Origin of the sequence: Paraburkholderia fungorum, from assembly GCF_046026025.1 — a bacterium.
Lineage (GTDB): Bacteria > Pseudomonadota > Gammaproteobacteria > Burkholderiales > Burkholderiaceae > Paraburkholderia > Paraburkholderia fungorum_E.
Window position 1 is genome coordinate 16,686 of record NZ_JAQQFL010000033.1, and the last position, 20,277, is coordinate 36,962.

Consider the following 20,277-nt stretch of genomic DNA (forward strand, 5'->3'; position numbering starts at 1 on the left):
AAAAGCGCGAGACGGCATCACGGCCGCTCGCGCTTTTTTATCAACCTGCCGGCTATGGACGGTTAGAAGTAATGCCGCGTGATGAACTCCGCGACACATACCGGCCGCTCACTGCCCTGCCGCTCCAGCGTCACATTCCATTCAACCTGCACGCCGGCGTTGTCGACGTCAGTGACGGCTTCCACCGCAAACCGTGCACGCAACTGCGAGCCGACCAGCACCGGCGACGTGAACCGCACGCGATTCAATCCGTAATTGACGCCCATGCGCTGTTCGAGCACCACCGTCTTGCCGAGCAACGCAGGAATCAACGACAGTGTCATGAACCCATGTGCGACCGGACCACCGAACGGCGACTCACGCCGCGCCCGCTCGGGGTCGACGTGAATCCACTGGTGATCGCCGGTGGCTTCGGCGAAACGGTCGACGCTCGCCTGGTCGACCGTCAGCCAGTCGCTGACGAGCGGTTCAGCGCCAATCAGCGCACGCAACGCCGCTGCGTCGCCAAAGGTTGCGGCCGCCGCCGCGCTGCTGCCCGTCACGACACAGCTCCCGGATTGCGTAGTCCGAACAAGCCTTTGGAGCGTACGGTAATCACCGTTTCACCGTGCTGATTGATACCTTCCCACTGCGTCGACACGATGCCGCGATCCGGTTTGCTCTCCGAAACACGCTTGTCGAGCACAACGTTCATCATTGTGATCGTGTCGCCGACGCGCACCGGCTTCAGCCAGCGGATCTCGTCGATACCGGGCGAACCCATGGACGTGGAACCCGCGATCAGGTTACGCACCAGCATGCCCATCATGACCGAACAGGTATGCCAGCCGCTTGCGATCAATCCGCGAAACGGCGACTCCGCCGCGGCGGCATCGTCCACGTGAAACGGTTGCGGATCGAACTTCTCCGCGAACTCGACAATTTCTTCACGCGTGAACGTATGCTTGCCGATTTCGGTAGTCGTGCCGACTACCATGTCCTCGAAACTCAAACCCATCGCCACACCTCCTTCCTATCCGATTCGCCCGGCTGATCAAGCTTCGGCAGTGACAAAACCGGGCAGCGCGGCGAACCGCGCAAGATGGTGATCGACATCGCCCAAGGTGGTTTCGATGATTGCAAGACGTTTAAACAGATGCGCCGCTGCGACTTCGTTCGTGACGCCCATGCCGCCGTGCAACTGGACGGCCTGCTGACCCACGAACCGGGCTGCCTGACCGACGCGCGCCTTCGCTGCGGAGACCGCACGGCGACGTTCGTCGCCGTCTGCGCTCGTGTAGCGCATCGCCGCGAGATAAGTGACCGACCGCGCCTGCTCGGCGTGAATCAGCATCTCGACCATGCGATGCTGCAAAGCCTGAAAACGCGCGATCGGCTGACCGAACTGCTGGCGCGTCCTGGTGTACTCGACCGTTGCATGATTCAGCGCATCGAGCGCGCCAACCGCTTCCGCGCAGAGCAACACCGTACCGTAATCCGCGATGTGCTCGAGCGCTGCGGCGCCCGCGTGCTTACCTGTGAGCCGGCGTGCAGGCGCCCTCTCGAACTCGAGTGTCGCGGCGCGCTGGCCGTCGATTGTGCGATAGTCAGTGACCTTGACGCCGGCCGCATCGCGAGCGACGACAAAGAGCGCGATCTCACCATTCAGCCGAGCCGGCACGATCCAGTAATCCGCTTGCGCGCCGTGCAGCACAACTGACTTCGTGCCGGTCAACGTCTGTTGATCGCCCTGAGCGTTCGCCACGGTCTCGACCTCGAACAGGTCGTAGCGTGCATGCGGCTCGTGAAATGCCACTGCGAGCTTGATCTCGCCCTGGGCCGCGCGTTCGAGCAGCGATGCGTCTTCGCCCTGTTCAGTGCCCGCCAGCCGCAGCGCTTCGACACCCACCGCTGTCGCCCAATATGGCTCGACCACCAGAGCACGGCCCAGCTCCTGCATCACAACCAGCATGTCGATCGGGCTGCCGTTAAAACCACCTTGCGCTTCCGGCACCGGCAACGCGGTCAGCCCCAACTCGGTGAAGGCGTTCCAGTGCACATCCGACACACCGGCTTCCGATTGCACAATCGCCTGGCGCGCCTCGAACCCATAGTTCTTGTCCAGATAGCGGCGCAGCGCGTCAGCAAATTGCTGTTGTTCGTCGTTGAAAGTGAAGTCCATGCGCCACTCCTCAAAGTCCCAGAATCATCTGCGCGATGATGTTCTTTTGAATTTCGTTCGAGCCGCCGTAAATCGACGTCTTGCGGAAGTTGAAGTAGTACGCGGCCAGCGGCGCGGCGTCATCGTCACCGGCGACACTATGCTCGCGTTCGCCTTCGAGGAAGGGCACGTCGAACGGTGCGGCGAGTGGTCCAATTGCGTCGAACATCAGTTCGGTTAGCGCCTGCTGCACTTCCGTGCCCTTGATCTTGAGCATCGATGCTTCCGGCCCTGGTCCACGTCCGCCCGTTTCATTGGCGACTACCCGTTGCACGGTGACTTCGAGCGCCATCAGTTCGATCTCGAGGCTTGCGACTTTTGCGGCGAACACAGGATCTTGCAGCAACGGCTTGCCGTTCTTCTTCTGATCCAGCGCAAGGCGCTTCAGGAATACGAGTTCGCGCTTCGATTGCCCGACGCGCGCAATACCCGTGCGCTCGTGTCCGAGCAGGTACTTCGCATAGGTCCAGCCACGGTTCTCTTCGCCGACCAGATTGTCGAGCGGCACCTTCACGTCTTCGAAGAAGACTTCGTTGACTTCGTGGTCCTCGTCGAGCGTGATGATCGGGCGCACCGTAATACCGGGCGTCTTCATATCGATCAGCAAAAACGAGATACCTTCCTGCTTTTTCGCGCCACTGTCGGTGCGAACAAGGCAGAACATCATATCGGCGTACTGGCCCAGCGTAGTCCAGGTCTTCTGACCGTTGACCACATAGTGATCGCCAACGCGCTCGGCACGCGTGCGCAGCGAGGCCAGGTCGGAACCGGAGCCCGGTTCGGAGTAGCCCTGACACCACCAGTCCGTACCGTCGAGAATCCGCGGCAGATAGTGACGCTTCTGCGCCTCATTGCCGTACTTCATCAGCACGGGCGCAACCATCGAGACGCCGAACGGCAGCACGGACGGCGCGCCGATACGCGCACACTCTTCATCCCAGATATGCCGTTGGGTCGCGTCCCATCCCGGGCCGCCGTATTGTTTCGGCCAGGCGACAACCGACCAGCCGCGCGTGCCGAGCAGCTTGTGCCAACTCGCGAAGTCTTCGCGATTCAGACGCTTGTGGTTGAGTACTTTGTCGCTCAGCTCGCGAGGCAGATTCGCTTCGAGCCAAGCGCGGATGTCGGCGCGGAACGCGTCGTCAGCGGGGGAATAGTCCAGATTCATGCGTAGTGTCTCCTGGCCGCAACCGCCCGCTGCCAGTGAGCCACTGCACTATTGCAGCGGTTCCTTCAAGGCAGCCGGGACTGGTAGCGGCATCACTTCGATGCCTTCTTCGACCAAGGCTTTCGCGTCTTCCGGTGTCGTAACACCGCGAATATTGCGTGCGGGCGCTTCGTTGTAGTGAATGCGCCGTGCTTCCTCGGCGAAGCGGTCGCCCACGTTCTCAGTCTTTTCCAGTACCTCGCGCAATGCGCGCATTACACGCGCCTGCATGTCCCCCGTGCCCGCAGGGACTTTCTTGTCAGTCGCGCCCGACAGATTCAGTCGGGGCGCCGACGGCAGGCGGCTCACTTCGTGTGCACCGCAGATCGGACATTCGACGAGCTTGCGGGACTGCTGCGACTCGAAGTCATCAGCCGAAGCAAACCAGCCTTCGAACCGATGGCCATGCGGACACTGTAAATCGAGGACCTTCATGTGGAATCAGGGCTTGCGTGCCAGTTTAGCGCAAAATGGAAATTTGTGAACGATCGTTCGTAAATTTTTACGGGCGACCTATCGACACCCGGCGCCGTCTACAAATCGAACGCGGTGGGCGATTCTAACGCTTTGTGCAACAGACTGCCGAAGGTGGCTCAACCGGCGAACGGCACACCAGGAACCCGTGGATCAAATGGCGAGCTGATCGCATGGCACTCATGGGTCCGCGCACCTGCCGCCCCGCTCCTTTTAAGCCAGAAGGACTCCGAGCCGGCGGTTGAGCCGCGGCTCGATCTGAAGCCCCTCTTTGGCGAGGTTGACCTGTTTGGCCGATGTCGCGACGTCGAGTACGTCCGCCTTGATCTCATACCCGCCACGCGCAGTCAGCCAGCCAAGGACGTCCGACAGATGCCATACCGACGCGCTGCCCTCATGAACGGGCGGCGGAAAGTCGAGAGCGTGGCTCAACATCAGCTTACGCATGTTTTGCCGTGAGACACCCGCTACCTCCGCGACATCAGTAAGGCCGACGAAATCCGGTCCCGCCTCGACAAGGCGCGCGGACGGCACCGCCTGTTTGATATCCTGGAGCGCGCTGAAAAGCGCCTCGAATGCCGACGTGCCTTCGCGAGCGAAAACCAGCGCGATACGCCCCGGCTGCCCTACGCCGATCGTAGCGTCATCGCATCCGGCTTCGCCCAGGCGCTCGACGATCTCGTCGAGATCGCAATCTTCCGCGGCGAGCTGGTACTTCAAGGTGAATACATATTCCATAAGTTACTCCTGCCTTCATTCAGCCTCGGGTTTCACCCTTCGAACATTTTTACCGCCGGTGCGTCGTGCAATTGTCGACGATGCGCTTGAGGTGCTTTGCATGATTGCCGGGATTCTTCGGCGTGCTCCACACACTCGAGATGCAGAACTCGCCACAACGACATTCCGCGTCGTTGTACGGACAGTACATCTTTCCCCACGCATGACCTTTGCCTGCACCCTGGACGTGCCAGCCGTGGCTTTCCGCGTAAGCCAGCGCGGCCTCAACCTCTTTTTTTGAATGGACTCCACGAACCATCTATACCCTCCAATCTAGTGCATGCGCCCATGGTTGTCAAGTGACAACCATGGGCGCAATCGACTCCGCCGCACACCCTTCGTTATCCAAAATAAATGCGATAACAAACTTCGTTGCCAGACGTCGATACTAGAGTGGCAACGGCCACGCGGCGAGACTATCGGATGGCATAGGACAAAAGCCTTTTCGGGCATGGATGCACTGCATCGGGTCGATACCGTGCTCCAATGACAAAGCCCCTGCCGGTCATGGACCGGCAGGGGCCTTGGGCAGATTATCCGCCCGGCGCGCGACTCGTGGCCGCCCTGCGTTCCGGACTGGGCGCGTTATTGCGGTGCGGCCGTCGGCCACACACCCGACAACACCTTCTCAAGCCAGAACGTACCGATGACGGTTTTCACGTCAGTGATCTTGCCGGTACGCACCCACTCGGATACATCCGCAACAGTCGCCGTGAACAGTTCGAGGAACTCGCCGTCGTCGAGTTTGCGCTCGCCGGCAGTCAACCCACGCGCGAGGTAGATATCGATGAATTCCGTCGAGTAAGAAATGATGGGATGAATGCGCGTCAAATAAACATATTCGCGCGCCGTATAGCCAGTCTCTTCCCGCAGTTCCCGTTTCGCGCAGGCCAGCGCGCCCTCGTTCGGATCGAGCTTTCCCGCCGGATACTCGACCATGACCTTACCCATCGGATAGCGATACTGGCTTTCCAGCAACACGCGGCCATCGTCGAATAACGGGATCACCATCACCGCGCCCGGATGCTGAACGTACTCGCGAGTGGCCTGCTTACCGTCGGGCAGGCGGACGGTATCGCACTTGAGCGTCAGGAACGGCCCTTGATGGATCGTTTTGCTCTCGAGACAGGTTTCGGTGAGCGCGGCGTCGTGATCGGGAAGTTCAGCCATATGCGACCTCAGGACGGCATGGTGCGCGACGGCGAGACGCCGTCAGCGACGTTTGACGAGATACTGGAAGGTAAAGCCGGGGAATGCGAACACGATGAACAACGCGAACGTGATCGCGTAGAACTGCCACCCTTGTTCGAAGCGGTTACCCGCGCGCGCCTCCAGCAGAAAGCCGAGCGCACCGACCACAAAGTACAGCACGATCAATTCGGCAATCCGGATCCAGGCGCTCTTCTTCACCGCTTTCAACGGCACGGTGGCGAAGAGACGCTGATTCAGGAACGGCAGGTTGGCGCCGACCAGCGCCAACAACACGATAAACCAACCCGCAGCCGACATCAGAGCAGCAGCGTGTGCTGGATAGCCTGCAGGCAGGCCTTCAGCAGCGGGTCTGGCACAATGCCGAGCACCAGCACGGCAACCCCATTGAGCGCGAGCAAAGCACGCGTGCTGGTGTCGGCGACGATCGGCGACTTGTCTTGCGCTTCGTCAAAGTACATCAACTTGACGATACGCAGGTAGTAGAACGCACCGAACAGCGACGTAATCACAGCCAGTACGGTCAGCCAGGTCAATCCGGCATTCATGGTTGCCTGCAGGACCGCAAGCTTGGCGTAGAAGCCGACCGCAGGCGGAATGCCAGCGAGCGAGAACATCATCACCATCATGACGAAAGCGAACACCGGGCTGCGTTGATTCAGGCCCTTGAAGTCTTCGAGCGTATCCGCTTCAAAATCGCGGCGTGCCAGCAGCATGATGACGCCGAAGGTGCCCAATGTCGTAATCAGGTAGACGATGCTGTAGAACATCGCCGAGCCATACGCATTGGCGGCGCCCGAGGTCTTCTGATCCACTACGCCAGCCAGCAGGCCGAGCAGCACAAAGCCCATGTTCGAAATCGCCGAATACGCGAGCATGCGCTTGACGTTGCGTTGCACGATACCGGTGATGTTGCCGACGATCATCGACAGCGCAGCCAGAATCACCAGCATTTGCTGCCATTCGACCGCGAGCGGCAACAGGCCCATTACGAGAAAGCGCAGGCCCCACGCGAATGCCGCCACCTTCGGACCGCCGCCGACCATCAGCGTCATGGCCGTCGGAGCGCCCTGGTACACGTCAGGCACCCACATGTGGAACGGCACCGCCCCCATCTTGAACGCCACGCCTGCCACGATGAAGATCACGCCGAACAGCAGCACGCTCGGATCGTAGTGGCTCGTGCCGATCGCCTTGAACACTTCGTTCAGGTCGAGCGAGCCGGTCGCGCCGTACAACATGGAAATGCCGTACAGCAGGAAGCCGGAAGCCAACGCGCCGAGCACGTAGTACTTCATTGCCGCTTCGTTCGAAGGCGCCGCATCACGACGCAACGCGATGGCACCGTACAGCGACAGCGACATCAGTTCCAGACCGAGGTACAGCGTCAGGAAGTTGTTGCCGGAAATCATCACGAGTTGGCCGAGCAACGAGAACATGCCCAACAGGAAGAACTCGCCGCGGAACAGCCCGCGATCCTCGAGGTACCGGCGCGAATAGACGATCGACACGGCATAACCGAGCGTCACCACCGCTTTCATCACACTGGCGAACGAGTCCACCACATACATGTGACCGAAGAAGTAGTGCACCTGCGGATCGAACGCGTTCACCGCGAACCAGACGCCGGCAATCAGCGTCGAGAAGAACGCGATGAAATACGTGGTACGGCGACCGGCCTGGCCGACGAACGTGTCGTTGAGCCACGCAACGACAACGGCGAGCATCACCAGTGCGTCGGGCAACAGGGCAGTCATAGGGGCGTTTTGCATGATCTTTAAATTCCTCCGCTCTGCATTACTGTGGCAACGGCAGCTTGGACTGCGCGACGTGGGAGAGGAGGTTTTCCACGGATACGTGCATCACATCGGTAAAGGGCTTCGGATACAGGCCCATGAACAGCGTCAGTGCGGCGAGCACTGCCAGCATGAAAAATTCGCGACGGTTGATGTCGAGAAGGCCCTTCACGTGATCGTTGGCGACCGCGCCGAAATACACACGCTTGTACATCCACAGCGTGTAGGCCGCGCCGAGAATCAGCGTGACAGCCGCACCGCCTGCGATCCAGAAGTTGTACTGGACAGCAGCCAGAATCACCATGAACTCGCCGACGAAACCGGACGTACCCGGCAAGCCGCAATTGGCCATCGAGAACAGCATCACGAACGCCGCGAACTTCGGCATCACGTTGACGACACCGCCGTAATCGGCGATTTGACGCGAGTGCATGCGGTCATACAACACGCCGATGCACAGGAACATCGCGCCCGACACGAAGCCGTGCGAGATCATCTGCACGATCGCGCCTTCCATGCCGAGCTGGTTGAAGATGAAGAAACCCAGCGTCACGAAGCCCATGTGCGCGATCGACGAATACGCGACCAGCTTCTTCATGTCGGCTTGCACCATCGCGACCAGGCCAATGTAGATCACGGCGATCAACGATAGCGTGATCACGACGGGCGCCAGGAAATGGCTCGCGTCCGGTGCGATCGGCAGCGAGAAGCGCACGAAACCGTACGCGCCCAGCTTCAGCATGATCGCGGCCAGCACGACCGAGCCGCCGGTCGGCGCTTCCACGTGGGCGTCAGGCAACCACGTGTGAACCGGCCACATCGGCACCTTCACGGCGAAGGCCATGAAGAACGCTATGAACAACAATATCTGCGGCGTCATGCCGATCTGCGCGTTCTGCCACGTAGCCAGATCGAACGTACCGGTCTGAATATACAGGTACAGCAGCGCGACCAGCATCAGCAGCGAACCCATCAGCGTGTACAGGAAGAACTTGAACGCCGCATACACGCGATTCGCCCCGCCCCACACGCCGATGATGATGTACATCGGAATCAGCGTCGCTTCGAAGAACACGTAGAACAGCATGCCGTCCGCTGAGCTGAACACGCCGACCATGATGCCGGACAGGATCAGGAACGCCGCGAGGTACTGCGCGACATTCTTCGTGATGACTTCCCACGCGGAGATCACAACGATCACCGTAATCAATGCAGTCAACACGACGAACCACATCGAGATGCCGTCGACACCCAGGTGGTACGTGATGTTGAAGCGCTCGATCCAGTTCGCCTTTTCGACGAACTGCAGATCGGCGGTGCTCGAATCAAAACCAGTAATCAGCGGGATCGTCACGAGGAAACTGACGACCGAGCCGATCAGCGCAATCCAGCGCGCCGGAGCCGGGTTCCGGTCGGAACCAATAGCCAGGACCAGGAGACCTACGAGGATCGGTAACCAGATCGCGATACTGAGAATCGGATAAGCGTGCATTAGTGTCCCTCGCCTTATTTGCCGCCGAGCGTTACAAACAGGGTCAGGAGCCCCAACATGCCGATAATCATGGCAAACGCGTAGTGGTAGATGTAACCGGATTGGAGGAAGCGGATCACGCCGGCAAACCAGCCGATAAAGCGCGCGCTGCCATTGACGATGCCGTCGATCACCACGACGTCGCCTTCCTTCCAGAGACCACGGCCAATTGCCACGGCGCCCCGCGCGAACACGACTTCGTTGATCTTGTCCATGTAGTACTTGTTGTCGAGCAGCGTATAGATCGGACCGAACGCGCGCTTGATGACAGCCGGCAGATCAGGACGAACCAGATACAGGAACCACGCAGTCACCACACCCGCAAGCGCCAGCCACACCGGCAGACCTGAGACGGAATGCAGGCCCATCGACGCCCAGCCCTGGAATTCTTCCGCCATCTCATGCAGCGCCGGATGGTTTTCGCCGATGAAGATCACCTTGTCGAACGCCACACCGTGCTGGAAGAAGTCGCCGAACAGCATCGGACCGACACCGATCGCGCCGATCACCACCGACGGAATTGCCAGCAGCACCAGCGGCAGCCACACCACCCACGGCGTTTCGTGCGGTTCGTGTGCGTGGTCGTCGTGACCATGGCCGTGTGCATCATGGCCGTGACCGTCATGCGCATGCGCGGCCGCTTCGATGCCCATCGGCGATTCCGGATGCTTCGGATCGCGGAAGCGCTCCTTGCCGTGGAACACCAGGAAGTACATACGGAACGAATACAGCGCAGTGACGAACACGCTCGCCACCACCGCGAAATACGCGAAACCCGAACCCGGCAGATGCGACAGCTTCACTGCGTCGATGATCGAGTCTTTCGAATAGAAGCCTGAGAAGAACGGCGTGCCGATCAGCGCCAGCGAACCGACCAGCGACGTGATCCACGTGATCGGCATGTACTTGCGCAGGCCGCCCATATTGCGGATGTCCTGATCGTGGTGCATGCCGATGATCACGGAACCCGCGCCGAGGAACAGCAACGCCTTGAAGAACGCGTGCGTCATCAGGTGGAAGATGGCGACGGAGTAAGCCGATGCACCGAGCGCGACCGTCATGTAGCCGAGCTGCGACAGCGTCGAGTAAGCCACCACGCGCTTGATGTCGTTCTGGACGATCCCGAGGAAGCCCATGAACAGCGCCGTGATCGCACCGATCACCATCACGAACGACAGCGCCGTATCCGACAATTCGAACAGCGGCGACATGCGCGCGACCATGAAGATACCGGCCGTCACCATGGTTGCCGCGTGAATCAGTGCGGAGATCGGTGTCGGGCCTTCCATCGAATCCGGCAGCCAGACGTGCAGCGGGAACTGCGCCGACTTACCCATCGCGCCGATGAAGAGGCAAATGCAGGCGACCGTCAGCAGACCCCAGTCTGTGCCCGGGAAGCTCAATGCCGCGAGTTCGGTGCGCTTCGCGAAGACGTCGCCGTAGTTCATCGAACCGGCGAACGCGAACAGCAGGCCGATGCCGAGCAGGAACCCGAAGTCGCCGATGCGGTTCACGAGGAACGCTTTCATGTTCGCGTAGATCGCGCTCTCACGGGTGAAGTAGAAGCCGATCAGCAGGTACGACACCAGACCCACCGCTTCCCAGCCGAAGAACAGCTGCAGGAAGTTGTTGCTCATCACGAGCATCAGCATCGAGAACGTGAACAGCGCGATGTACGAGAAGAAGCGCTGGTAGCCGTCGTCGTCGGCCATGTAGCCGATCGTGTAAATGTGCACCATGAGCGACACGAAGGTCACCACGCACATCATCATCGCCGTCAGCGAGTCGACCAGGAAGCCGACCTCGAACTTCGTCTTGCCGATCGTCATCCATTCGTAGACGGTCGCGTTGAAGCTCGCGCCGTTCAGCACCTGGAAGAAGACGATCGCAGAGAGAACAAAGGCGATTGCGACGCCGAGGATCGTAACCGAGTGCGCGCCGGCTCGCCCTACCGCTTTTCCGAACAGCCCAGCAATCAGCGAGCCGGCCAGCGGTGCCAGCGGGATCGCCAGCAGCAGGTTTTCATTGAGTGTCGTTGACATAACCGCTTTACCTGAAATTAACCTTTGAGCTGATCGAGGTCCTCGACATTGATCGTGTCGAGGCTACGGAACAGGGTCACCAGAATTGCGAGTCCGATCGCCGCTTCAGCTGCTGCAACCGTCAGCACGAAGAAGACGAAGATCTGACCGTGCACGTCCCCGAGGTAATGCGAGAACGCGACGAAATTGGTGTTCACCGCCAGCAGCATCAGTTCGATCGCCATCAGGATGATGATGACGTTGCGACGGTTCAGGAAAATGCCGACGATGCTGATCGCAAACAGGATCGCACCGAGGACAAGGTAATGAGCAAGGGTCAGCATGATTTCTATCTCCTGTCCGCTCAGCTGTTTTTAGCGGGTGCCGAGTCGGCCGCCGCTGCTGCCGCTGCGGCGGCTTCTTCCGCCGCGACAGTTGCCGCGGTCTTTTCGGATGCCATCTTCACGATGCGCACGCGGTCCTGAGCACGCACCTTGACCTGCTCGCTGACGTTCTGGCGTTTGCTGTCTTTCTTGTGACTCGTGGTCAGCGCAACCGCCGCGATGATTGCCACCAGCAGCACGAGGCCGGCGACTTCGAACGCGAAGATGTAGTCGGTGTAGATGACCTTGCCGATCAGGCGGGTGTTCGACCAGTCGCCCATACCGTTCGCCGCAGCCGTGGTGTCACGCAGCGCGGTGGCGGTCGCGCCATAGCCGTGCCACAGAATCAGCGCGGTCTCGATCACGATGATCGCGCCCACCAGCGTGGCCATCGGAACGAAGCGTTTGAAGTCTTTTCGCAGCACGTCGATATTGATGTCCAGCATCATCACGACGAACAGGAACAGCACCATCACCGCGCCGACATACACCAGCACCAGCAGGATCGCGAGGAACTCGGCCTGCAGCAGCATCCAGATCGCGGCTGCGTTGAAGAACGCCAGCACCAGAAACAGTGCGGACGAAACCGGGTTGCGCGAGGTGATCACCTTCAGCCCTGAAACCACCAGGAGCAGCGCGAAGATGTAGAACAGTACGGTCGTGAATTCCATGATTACCGGTTCATCGTTAGGCCATCGTCAGGCATTGTTCTTTGGCACATGGCGGGTAAAAGCGGCCGAAACCACCAGAACAGCCGCACAGGTGCGCCGTGCCGCGGCGGTCAGACCGCGGCGCTCGGCCCGACAACAGGCCGTATTACTGCTGCATTTACTGCTTCAACAGAAGCGCTTCAACGATACGGCGCGTCGGCTGCCTTGTTCGCAGCGATCTCCGCTTCGTACCGATCGCCCACGGCCAGCAGCATATCCTTCGTGAAATACAGGTCGCCGCGTTTTTCGCCGTGATACTCGAGAATGTGCGTCTCGACAATCGAATCGACCGGGCAGCTCTCTTCGCAGAAACCGCAGAAGATGCACTTGGTCAGGTCGATGTCGTAACGCGTCGTGCGGCGCGTGTTGTCCGCACGGGTTTCCGATTCGATCGTGATAGCCAGCGCCGGGCACACCGCTTCGCACAGCTTGCAGGCGATGCAGCGTTCTTCGCCGTTTTCATAGCGACGCAGCGCATGCAGGCCGCGGAATCTCGGCGAAATCGGGGTCTTCTCTTCCGGGAATTGCACCGTCACCTTGCGCTGGAACGTGTAACGTCCGGTCAGCGCGAGGCCTTTAAGCAACTCCGTCAGGAAGAAGGTCTTGAAAAAATTTTGGATTGCGGTCATGGGTTCATCCGCCCTTTATTTCCAGATATTCAACGGCGACATGATCCAGAAGCCGACCACGATGAGCCACACCACGCAAACCGGAATGAAAACCTTCCAGCCCAGACGCATGATCTGGTCATAGCGATAGCGCGGGAACGTGGCACGCGCCCAGATGAATACCGACAACAGGAAGAAAACCTTGGCGACGAGCCAAACGATGCCCGGGACAAACGACAGGAAGCCGAACGGTGCGCTCCAGCCGCCGAGGAACAGTGTTGCAGCCAATGCCGAGATCACGATCATGTTGATGTACTCGGCGAGGAAGAACAGCGCGAACGCCATCCCCGAGTAATCGATCATGTGGCCCGCGACGATTTCCGACTCACCTTCCACCACGTCGAACGGGTGACGGTTCGTTTCGGCGATGCCCGAGATGAAGTACACGACGAACATCGGCAGCAGCGGCAGCCAGTTCCACGACAGGAAGTTCAAGCCGTAGCCGGCAAAAATGCCGCGTTCCTGCGAAGTGACGATATCCGACAGATTCAGGCTGCCCGAGGTCATCAGCACGACGACGAGGGCGAAGCCCATCGAAATTTCGTACGAGACCATTTGAGCGGCCGCGCGCATGGCGCCGAGGAACGCGTATTTCGAGTTCGATGCCCAGCCCGCCAGAATCACGCCATACACGCCGATGGACGAGATCGCCATCGCGTAAAGCAGACCCGCGTTGATGTCGCCAAGGACCGCGCCCGCCTGGAACGGAATCACCGCCCAGACCGCGAAGGCCGGCACCACCACCATGATCGGGGCGATCAGGTAAATCCAGCGGCTCGCCTGGGCCGGCTGAATCACTTCTTTCAGTAACAGCTTCAGCACGTCGGCGATCGGCTGCAGCAAACCTGCGGGGCCCACGCGATTCGGGCCGAGACGCACGTGCATCCAGCCGATCAGCTTACGCTCCCACAGAATCAGGTAAGCCACGCACAGCAGGATCACGACGGCCACCACCAGGATGCGCACGAGTGCCCACACCGTGGGCCATGCCACACCGAGAAGCTGGGTGCCGCCCGAGTTGATCGTATCGAACAAGCTCATTTACGCCTTCTCCACCAGCAGTTCACCGAACAGGCTGCCCAGCGCTGCACCGGCAGGCGTAGCCGCCGATACGCGGACGACCGTTTCCGCAAGATTTGCATCGCGCACGGCCGGCAACTGCACCGATTGCTCGCCCTGGCGCACGCGCACTGCGTCGCCTTCCTTCAAACCCAGTTTGTCGAACAGCGCAGCCGGCAGACCGACCGAATTCGCTGAGCGCGCCGCCGCCGTCAGATGCAGCGACTCGGCGCGACGCACCACTGCGTCGGCGTGATAAATCGGCACATTGGCGATTCGCTCGAACTTGCCTTCCGCCGCCTTCGCTGCCTTGCCGCGCGCAACCGTCACGCCCGTCTTGTTCGACAGACGCGATTTGATCTCGCCGTCGCCAAGCGCTGCCGTGCGCACTTCTTCCGAGGTGTCGAATTCGAAGCCCGGCGCGCCCAGCAGGCTACCCAGCACCCGCAACACCTTCCATGCCGGACGCGTATCGCCAAGCGGACGCACGACGCCATTGAACGTCTGCACCGTACCTTCGGCATTGACGAACGTGCCGGCCGTTTCCGTGAACGGTGCGATCGGCAGCAGCACGTCTGCATAGTCGGCGCCAATCTGGAACGGCGACATCACGACGACCATTTCCGCCTGCTTCAGCGCGGCCAAGGCCTGCACCGGATTAGCCGTGTCGAACTCGGGTTCGACATTCAGCAGCACATAACCCTTGCGCGGTTGCTCGAACACTTCGCGAGCGTTCAGACCGCCCTCGCCCGGCAATGCGTTCACGAGATGCGCGCCGACCGTGTTGGCGGCCTCTGTGAGGAAACCCAGCGTGGCACCGGTCGCGTCTGCGATCCATTGCGCCGCGGCGTGGATCGCGGCGAAGTCCGGATGACGGACCGCGGCGTTGCCGAGCAGCACCACACGCTGTTCACCGGTGGCGAGCGACTTCGCGACGTGTTTGTCGGCGTCGGTCGGCTGCGTGCCGCTGAAGGCTTCCGGCAATGCCACGCCGTTCGCTTCGGAGACCGCGCCAGCGATGCCAGCCAGTACGTCGAGCCATGCCGACGGTGCGGCCACCACGCGTCGCGCTTGCGGAATCAGCGCGTCGTCGTTGGTGGCTTGCACGAGCGTGAGCTTCGTGCCGCTCTTGGCAGCTTGACGCAGACGCGCGGCGAACAGCGGATGATCGCGACGCAGGTCCGAGCCGATCACGAGCGCCGAATCCACGTTCGACAGATCGGCGATGGTCGTGCCGAGCCACGGTGCACCGTTGACCGGTGCAGAGAAATCCGACTGACGCAGACGGAAGTCGACGTTGGGCGTACCGACCGCCTGGGCCAATTGCTTCAACAGGAACAGTTCTTCGACAGTGCTGTGGGCGCTGCCGAGGGCGGCCAGCGCGTTCGCGCCGTGATCGCCCTTGATGCCCTTCAGACCCTTGACCACGTATTCAAGCGCGGTTTGCCAATCGGTCTCGACCCACTTGCCGTCTTGCTTGAGCATCGGCTGCGTCAGACGTTCCGGGCTATTCAGGGCTTCATACGAGAAGCGGTCCTTGTCCGAAATCCAGCATTCGTTGATGGATTCGTTTTCGAACGGCAGAACACGCATCACGCGGTTGTTCTTCACTTGCACCACGAGGTTTGCGCCGACGGAATCGTGTGGGCTCACCGACTTGCGGCGCGACAGTTCCCACGTGCGGGCGCTGTAGCGGAACGGCTTGCTGGTCAACGCACCGACCGGGCACAGATCGATCATGTTGCCCGACAGTTCGGAGTCGACCGTCTTGCCGACGAACGACGTGATTTCCGAATGCTCACCGCGGCCCAACATGCCGAGTTCCATCACGCCGGCCACTTCCTGGCCGAAGCGGACACAACGCGTGCAGTGAATGCAACGCGACATCTCTTCCATCGAGATCAGCGGGCCGACGTTCTTGTGGAACACCACGCGCTTTTCTTCGCTATAGCGCGACGACGACTTGCCGTAACCCACGGCCAGATCCTGCAACTGACACTCACCGCCCTGATCGCAGATCGGGCAATCCAGCGGGTGGTTGATCAGCAGGAATTCCATCACGGCTTGCTGGCCCTTCACCGCCTTGTCGGACTTGGTGCGCACGATCATGCCCGCCGACACCGGCGTGGCGCATGCGGGCACGGCCTTCGGCATCTTTTCGACATCGACCAGGCACATCCGGCAGTTGGCCGCAATCGACAGCTTCTTGTGATAGCAGAAGTGAGGAATGTATGTGTCGACCTTATGCGCAGCCTGGATCACCATGCTGCCTTCAGGCACCTCTACTTTCTTGCCGTCTATTTCAAGTTCAACCATGATGGTCAATCTTCCTTAACCTGTTACCGCTCAATCGTTCGCCCTGTTCATCGCCCATTTCAGGCGATGAATCCCGCGGTTGACGTGTTCTGGTGCGCTAACTAGCGTACTCAGGCAGCCACTGTTTCTGACGCCGCTGCCGCACCGGCGTGACCGCCGACGAGGCAATGCTTGTGGGCGACGTGGTATTCGAATTCATCCCAGTAGTGCTTGAGCATGCCGCGAACCGGCATGGCCGCTGCATCGCCGAGCGCGCAAATCGTGCGGCCCATGATGTTTTCAGCAACCGAGTTCAGCAAGTCCAGATCTTCCGGACGGCCTTGCCCGTGTTCGATACGATGCACGACGCGATACAGCCAGCCGGTGCCTTCGCGGCACGGCGTGCACTGACCGCACGACTCTTCGTAATAGAAATACGACAGACGCAACAGCGAACGCACCATGCAACGCGTCTCGTCCATCACGATGACGGCGCCGGAACCGAGCATCGAGCCAGCCTTGGCGATCGAGTCGTAGTCCATGTCGGTCTGCATCATCATGTCGCCCGGGATCACCGGTGCCGACGAGCCGCCAGGAATCACGGCCTTGATCTTCTTGCCACCCCGCATGCCACCGGCCAATTCCATCAGCGTCGCGAACGGCGTGCCAAGCGGAATTTCATAATTGCCAGGACGTTCGACGTCGCCAGCGACCGAGAAAATCTTCGTGCCGCCATTGTTCGGTTTGCCGATTTCGAGGTAATTCTGCGGACCGATCGCGAGCAGGAATGGAACCGCTGCGAACGTCTCGGTGTTATTGATCGTGGTCGGCTTGCCATACACGCCGAAGCTCGCCGGGAACGGCGGCTTGAAACGCGGCTGGCCTTTCTTGCCTTCGAGCGATTCGAGCAGCGCGGTTTCTTCACCGCAGATGTAGGCGCCGTAACCGTGGTGCGCATGCAGTTCGAACGAGAAGCCCGAACCCATGATGTTGTCACCGAGGAACCCGGCGCGACGGGCTTCGTCCAACGCTTCTTCAAAGCGCTTGTAAACTTCCCAGATTTCGCCGTGGATATAGTTGTAGCCGACCGTGATGCCCATCGCGTACGCGCCGATGGCCATACCTTCAATCAGCGAGTGCGGATTGAAACGCAGGATGTCGCGGTCTTTAAACGTGCCCGGTTCGCCTTCGTCCGAATTGCAGACGAGGTATTTCTGCCCCGGGAATTGACGCGGCATGAAGCTCCACTTCAGACCGGTCGGAAAACCTGCACCGCCACGGCCGCGCAGACCCGACGCCTTGACGTCGGCAATCACCTGCTCGGGCGGAATCTTTTCTTCGAGAATGCGGCGCAGCTGGGCGTAACCGCCGCGCGCCACATAGTCTTCGAGATGCCAGTTGTCGCCGTTCAGGCCGGCGAGAATCAGCGGTTTGATGTGACGATCGTGTAAAGACGTCATTTCGAAAGTTCCTCGAGCAGCTGGTCGATCTTCGCGCGGCTCATGAAGCTGCACATGCGATGGTTGTTCACCAGCATCACCGGCGCGTCGCCGCACGAACCCATGCACTCACCTTCTTTCAGGGTGAACTTGCCGTCAGCCGTGGTTTCGCCGAAGTCGATGCCGAGCTTCTGCTTCAGATATTCCGCCGCGTTGTCGGAGCCGCCGTCCGGACCGAGCTGGCACGGCAGGTTCGTGCAGAGCGTGATCTTGTACTTGCCGACCGGCGAGGTCTCGTACATCGTGTAGAAGGTAGCCACCTCCTGCACGGCGACCGCCGGCATGCCGAGATAGTCCGCGACGAACTGCATGAGTTCGGGCGACAGCCAGCCATGCTCTTCCTGAGCAGTAGCCAGCGCCGACATCACGGCGGACTGTTTCTGATCGGCGGGATACTTCGCGATCGCACGATCGATTTCTTTCAGGCCTTCAGCTGAGATCATTTTCAGACACGACTCTTTCAATTCCTACCGAACGAAAACCCGTCGCGCGTTGCATGTTGCGACAGACCCGGCGTTCCTTTGCTTGACGCGCGCTTCGGTGCAACCTGAAGACGCGCGCGGATGAATACGTCCTAGCGATCCACTTCGCCGAACACGATGTCTTGCGTACCGATGATCGTCACGGCGTCGGCGATCATGTGACCACGCGCCATTTCATCGAGCGTGGACAGGTGTGCGTAACCCGGCGCGCGGATCTTCAGGCGATACGGCTTGTTCGCGCCGTCCGAGATCAGGTAGATACCGAACTCGCCCTTCGGATGTTCGACGGCGGCGTATGCCTCGCCTTCCGGTACATGGAAGCCTTCCGTGAAGAGCTTGAAGTGGTGAATCAGATCTTCCATGTTCGACTTCATGCCGACACGCGACGGCGGCGCAACCTTGTGATTGTCGACCATCACCGGACCCGGATTCTTACGCAACCACTCAATGCACTGTTTCACAATCCGTGTGGACTGGCGCATTTCTTCGACACGAACAAGATAACGGTCATAACAATCGCCATTAACGCCGACCGGAATGTCGAAATCCAGCTTGTCGTAAACTTCGTACGGCTGCTTCTTGCGCAGATCCCACTCGATACCCGAACCGCGCAGCATCGCGCCGGTCATACCGAGGTTCAGCGCGCGCTCCGGGCTCACCACACCGATACCGACCAGACGTTGCTTCCAGATCCGGTTGTCGGTGAGCAGCGTTTCGTATTCGTCAACGCACTTCGGGAAACGCGTGAAGAAATCGTCGATGAAGTCGAGCAGCGAACCTTGACGGTTCTCGTTCATCCTCGACAACGCCTTCGCATTGCGGATCTTCGACGCTTTGTATTGCGGCATTGCGTCAGGCAGATCGCGGTACACGCCACCCGGACGGTAGTAGGCCGCGTGCATCCGTGCGCCCGACACCGCTTCGTACACGTCCATCAGGTCTTCGCGCTCACGGAACGCATACAGGAACACCGCCATCGCGCCGACGTCCAGCGCATGTGCGCCGATCCACATCAGGTGGTTCAGCACGCGCGTAACTTCGTCGAACATCACGCGAATGTACTGCGCGCGAATCGGCACTTCGATGCCGAGCAGCTTTTCGATCGCCATCACGTAGCCGTGTTCGTTGACCATCATCGACACGTAGTCGAGGCGGTCCATATACGGCACGGACTGAATGAAAGTTTTGGTTTCCGCGAGCTTTTCGGTCGCGCGATGCAGCAGGCCGATGTGCGGATCGGCGCGCTGGATGACTTCGCCGTCGAGTTCGAGCACGAGGCGCAGCACACCGTGCGCGGCCGGATGCTGAGGGCCGAAGTTGAGCGTGTAGTTCTTGATCTCTGCCATGGCGTTCTCTTAGTGTTTCAGACCGCCATAGCGATCCTCGCGGATCACGCGCGGCGTGATTTCCCGCGGCTCGATCGTCACAGGCTGATAGACGACGCGCTTCTCTTCCGGGTCGTAACGCATTTCGACGTAGCCGGAGACAGGAAAATCTTTACGGAACGGGTGACCAATGAAACCGTAGTCGGTCAGGATGCGGCGCAGGTCCGGGTGACCCTCGAAGACGATGCCGTACAGATCGAATGCTTCGCGCTCGTACCAGTTGGCCGAACTCCAGATATCGACGACTGACGCGACGATCGGAACTTCGTCGTCCGGCGCGAATACGCGCAAACGCAGACGCCAGTTGTTCTGCACCGATAACAAATGCAGAACGGCCGCAAAACGCGGACCGTCATATCCGCCGTCGGCGTAGGTCTGATAGTCGACGCCGCATAGATCGACCAGCTGCTCGAAACCGAGCGAGCGGTCATCGCGCAGACGCGTTGCCACATTGATGTAGTCGCTCGCCTTCACGACGATCGTCAACTCACCGATTGCCTCGGTGGTACTCAACAGGAGGCCGCCGAAGGCCGCCTCGAGGTTCGCTTTCAGGGTCTCGAGTTTGCTTGCCATATTGTGGG

General features: G+C 60.1%; 21 protein-coding genes. All 21 read right to left on the reverse strand.

Going from position 1 to position 20,277, the window contains the following annotated elements; genetic code table 11:
• Positions 1-62: 62 nt before the first annotated feature.
• The 21 genes from PQR67_RS29175 to PQR67_RS29275 all read right to left on the reverse strand — a co-directional run bounded on the left by PQR67_RS29175 (position 63) and on the right by PQR67_RS29275 (position 20,269).
• The gene (locus tag PQR67_RS29175) at positions 63-542 is read right to left on the reverse strand and encodes a MaoC family dehydratase (RefSeq protein WP_408466313.1); all 480 of its coding nucleotides are present in this window, start codon (positions 540-542) and stop codon (positions 63-65) included.
• A complete protein-coding gene (locus tag PQR67_RS29180; RefSeq protein WP_408466314.1) occupies positions 539-997 on the reverse strand; it encodes a MaoC family dehydratase in 459 nt (152 codons plus the stop codon). The genes PQR67_RS29175 and PQR67_RS29180 overlap by 4 nt, the downstream gene beginning before the upstream one ends.
• Before the next feature lie 36 nt (positions 998-1,033).
• A complete protein-coding gene (locus PQR67_RS29185) occupies positions 1,034-2,161 on the reverse strand; it encodes an acyl-CoA dehydrogenase family protein (RefSeq protein ID WP_408466315.1) in 1,128 nt (375 codons plus the stop codon).
• Positions 2,162-2,171: 10 nt separating this feature from the next.
• Positions 2,172-3,368 carry an acyl-CoA dehydrogenase family protein gene (locus PQR67_RS29190; RefSeq protein ID WP_408466316.1) on the reverse strand — a complete coding sequence of 399 codons (1,197 nt, stop codon included), beginning with the start codon at positions 3,366-3,368 and terminating at the stop codon, positions 2,172-2,174.
• Between the two features lie 48 nt (positions 3,369-3,416).
• Positions 3,417-3,842 carry a DUF1178 family protein gene (locus PQR67_RS29195; protein WP_408466317.1) on the reverse strand — a complete coding sequence of 142 codons (426 nt, stop codon included), beginning with the start codon at positions 3,840-3,842 and terminating at the stop codon, positions 3,417-3,419.
• 252 nt (positions 3,843-4,094) lie between these two features.
• A complete protein-coding gene (locus tag PQR67_RS29200) occupies positions 4,095-4,619 on the reverse strand; it encodes a helix-turn-helix transcriptional regulator (RefSeq protein WP_408466318.1) in 525 nt (174 codons plus the stop codon).
• Positions 4,620-4,668: 49 nt separating this feature from the next.
• Positions 4,669-4,917, reverse strand: a complete 249-nt coding sequence (locus PQR67_RS29205) for a hypothetical protein (RefSeq protein WP_408466319.1) — start codon at positions 4,915-4,917, stop codon at positions 4,669-4,671.
• A gap of 326 nt (positions 4,918-5,243) precedes the next feature.
• Positions 5,244-5,828, reverse strand: a complete 585-nt coding sequence (locus PQR67_RS29210) for an NUDIX domain-containing protein (protein WP_408466320.1) — start codon at positions 5,826-5,828, stop codon at positions 5,244-5,246.
• A gap of 42 nt (positions 5,829-5,870) precedes the next feature.
• Positions 5,871-6,167 carry a DUF2818 family protein gene (locus PQR67_RS29215; RefSeq protein ID WP_408466321.1) on the reverse strand — a complete coding sequence of 99 codons (297 nt, stop codon included), beginning with the start codon at positions 6,165-6,167 and terminating at the stop codon, positions 5,871-5,873.
• A complete protein-coding gene (nuoN, locus tag PQR67_RS29220) occupies positions 6,167-7,639 on the reverse strand; it encodes an NADH-quinone oxidoreductase subunit NuoN (RefSeq protein ID WP_408466322.1) in 1,473 nt (490 codons plus the stop codon). The genes PQR67_RS29215 and nuoN overlap by 1 nt, the downstream gene beginning before the upstream one ends.
• Before the next feature lie 25 nt (positions 7,640-7,664).
• Positions 7,665-9,155 (reverse strand): NADH-quinone oxidoreductase subunit M, encoded by a 1,491-nt coding sequence (locus PQR67_RS29225; RefSeq protein WP_408466323.1) that lies wholly within the window; start codon positions 9,153-9,155, stop codon positions 7,665-7,667.
• A 14-nt stretch (positions 9,156-9,169) separates the two neighbouring features.
• The gene (gene nuoL, locus PQR67_RS29230) at positions 9,170-11,236 is read right to left on the reverse strand and encodes an NADH-quinone oxidoreductase subunit L (RefSeq protein ID WP_408466324.1); all 2,067 of its coding nucleotides are present in this window, start codon (positions 11,234-11,236) and stop codon (positions 9,170-9,172) included.
• A 17-nt stretch (positions 11,237-11,253) separates the two neighbouring features.
• Positions 11,254-11,559, reverse strand: coding sequence for an NADH-quinone oxidoreductase subunit NuoK (gene nuoK / locus PQR67_RS29235; protein WP_006052894.1), 306 nt, complete (start codon positions 11,557-11,559; stop codon positions 11,254-11,256).
• 20 nt (positions 11,560-11,579) lie between these two features.
• Entirely contained in the window at positions 11,580-12,269 is a 690-nt protein-coding gene (locus tag PQR67_RS29240) for an NADH-quinone oxidoreductase subunit J (RefSeq protein ID WP_408466325.1), read from the reverse strand.
• Positions 12,270-12,448: 179 nt separating this feature from the next.
• Positions 12,449-12,937, reverse strand: coding sequence for an NADH-quinone oxidoreductase subunit NuoI (nuoI, locus tag PQR67_RS29245; RefSeq protein ID WP_012432383.1), 489 nt, complete (start codon positions 12,935-12,937; stop codon positions 12,449-12,451).
• A 15-nt stretch (positions 12,938-12,952) separates the two neighbouring features.
• Positions 12,953-14,017, reverse strand: a complete 1,065-nt coding sequence (gene nuoH, locus PQR67_RS29250) for an NADH-quinone oxidoreductase subunit NuoH (protein WP_408466326.1) — start codon at positions 14,015-14,017, stop codon at positions 12,953-12,955.
• The gene (gene nuoG, locus PQR67_RS29255; protein ID WP_408466327.1) at positions 14,018-16,351 is read right to left on the reverse strand and encodes an NADH-quinone oxidoreductase subunit NuoG; all 2,334 of its coding nucleotides are present in this window, start codon (positions 16,349-16,351) and stop codon (positions 14,018-14,020) included.
• 110 nt (positions 16,352-16,461) lie between these two features.
• A complete protein-coding gene (gene nuoF, locus PQR67_RS29260; protein ID WP_408466328.1) occupies positions 16,462-17,790 on the reverse strand; it encodes an NADH-quinone oxidoreductase subunit NuoF in 1,329 nt (442 codons plus the stop codon).
• Entirely contained in the window at positions 17,787-18,272 is a 486-nt protein-coding gene (gene nuoE / locus PQR67_RS29265) for an NADH-quinone oxidoreductase subunit NuoE (RefSeq protein ID WP_408466329.1), read from the reverse strand. Before nuoE ends, nuoF begins: the two co-directional genes overlap by 4 nt.
• A gap of 131 nt (positions 18,273-18,403) precedes the next feature.
• A complete protein-coding gene (locus PQR67_RS29270; RefSeq protein WP_093639630.1) occupies positions 18,404-19,657 on the reverse strand; it encodes an NADH-quinone oxidoreductase subunit D in 1,254 nt (417 codons plus the stop codon).
• Positions 19,658-19,666: 9 nt separating this feature from the next.
• A complete protein-coding gene (locus PQR67_RS29275; RefSeq protein WP_408466330.1) occupies positions 19,667-20,269 on the reverse strand; it encodes an NADH-quinone oxidoreductase subunit C in 603 nt (200 codons plus the stop codon).
• Positions 20,270-20,277 lie beyond the last annotated feature (8 nt).

Coding starts and splice junctions, on each gene's coding strand:
- PQR67_RS29180 (WP_408466314.1), bottom strand. CDS start 997: ATGGGTTTGAGTTTCGAGGACATGGTAGTCGGCACGACTACCGAAATC.
- PQR67_RS29185 (WP_408466315.1), bottom strand. CDS start 2,161: ATGGACTTCACTTTCAACGACGAACAACAGCAATTTGCTGACGCGCTG.
- PQR67_RS29190 (WP_408466316.1), bottom strand. CDS start 3,368: ATGAATCTGGACTATTCCCCCGCTGACGACGCGTTCCGCGCCGACATC.
- PQR67_RS29195 (WP_408466317.1), bottom strand. CDS start 3,842: ATGAAGGTCCTCGATTTACAGTGTCCGCATGGCCATCGGTTCGAAGGC.
- PQR67_RS29200 (WP_408466318.1), bottom strand. CDS start 4,619: ATGGAATATGTATTCACCTTGAAGTACCAGCTCGCCGCGGAAGATTGC.
- PQR67_RS29205 (WP_408466319.1), bottom strand. CDS start 4,917: ATGGTTCGTGGAGTCCATTCAAAAAAAGAGGTTGAGGCCGCGCTGGCT.
- PQR67_RS29210 (WP_408466320.1), bottom strand. CDS start 5,828: ATGGCTGAACTTCCCGATCACGACGCCGCGCTCACCGAAACCTGTCTC.
- PQR67_RS29215 (WP_408466321.1), bottom strand. CDS start 6,167: ATGTCGGCTGCGGGTTGGTTTATCGTGTTGTTGGCGCTGGTCGGCGCC.
- nuoN (WP_408466322.1), bottom strand. CDS start 7,639: ATGCAAAACGCCCCTATGACTGCCCTGTTGCCCGACGCACTGGTGATG.
- PQR67_RS29225 (WP_408466323.1), bottom strand. CDS start 9,155: ATGCACGCTTATCCGATTCTCAGTATCGCGATCTGGTTACCGATCCTC.
- nuoL (WP_408466324.1), bottom strand. CDS start 11,236: ATGTCAACGACACTCAATGAAAACCTGCTGCTGGCGATCCCGCTGGCA.
- nuoK (WP_006052894.1), bottom strand. CDS start 11,559: ATGCTGACCCTTGCTCATTACCTTGTCCTCGGTGCGATCCTGTTTGCG.
- PQR67_RS29240 (WP_408466325.1), bottom strand. CDS start 12,269: ATGGAATTCACGACCGTACTGTTCTACATCTTCGCGCTGCTCCTGGTG.
- nuoI (WP_012432383.1), bottom strand. CDS start 12,937: ATGACCGCAATCCAAAATTTTTTCAAGACCTTCTTCCTGACGGAGTTG.
- nuoH (WP_408466326.1), bottom strand. CDS start 14,017: ATGAGCTTGTTCGATACGATCAACTCGGGCGGCACCCAGCTTCTCGGT.
- nuoG (WP_408466327.1), bottom strand. CDS start 16,351: ATGGTTGAACTTGAAATAGACGGCAAGAAAGTAGAGGTGCCTGAAGGC.
- nuoF (WP_408466328.1), bottom strand. CDS start 17,790: ATGACGTCTTTACACGATCGTCACATCAAACCGCTGATTCTCGCCGGC.
- nuoE (WP_408466329.1), bottom strand. CDS start 18,272: ATGATCTCAGCTGAAGGCCTGAAAGAAATCGATCGTGCGATCGCGAAG.
- PQR67_RS29270 (WP_093639630.1), bottom strand. CDS start 19,657: ATGGCAGAGATCAAGAACTACACGCTCAACTTCGGCCCTCAGCATCCG.
- PQR67_RS29275 (WP_408466330.1), bottom strand. CDS start 20,269: ATGGCAAGCAAACTCGAGACCCTGAAAGCGAACCTCGAGGCGGCCTTC.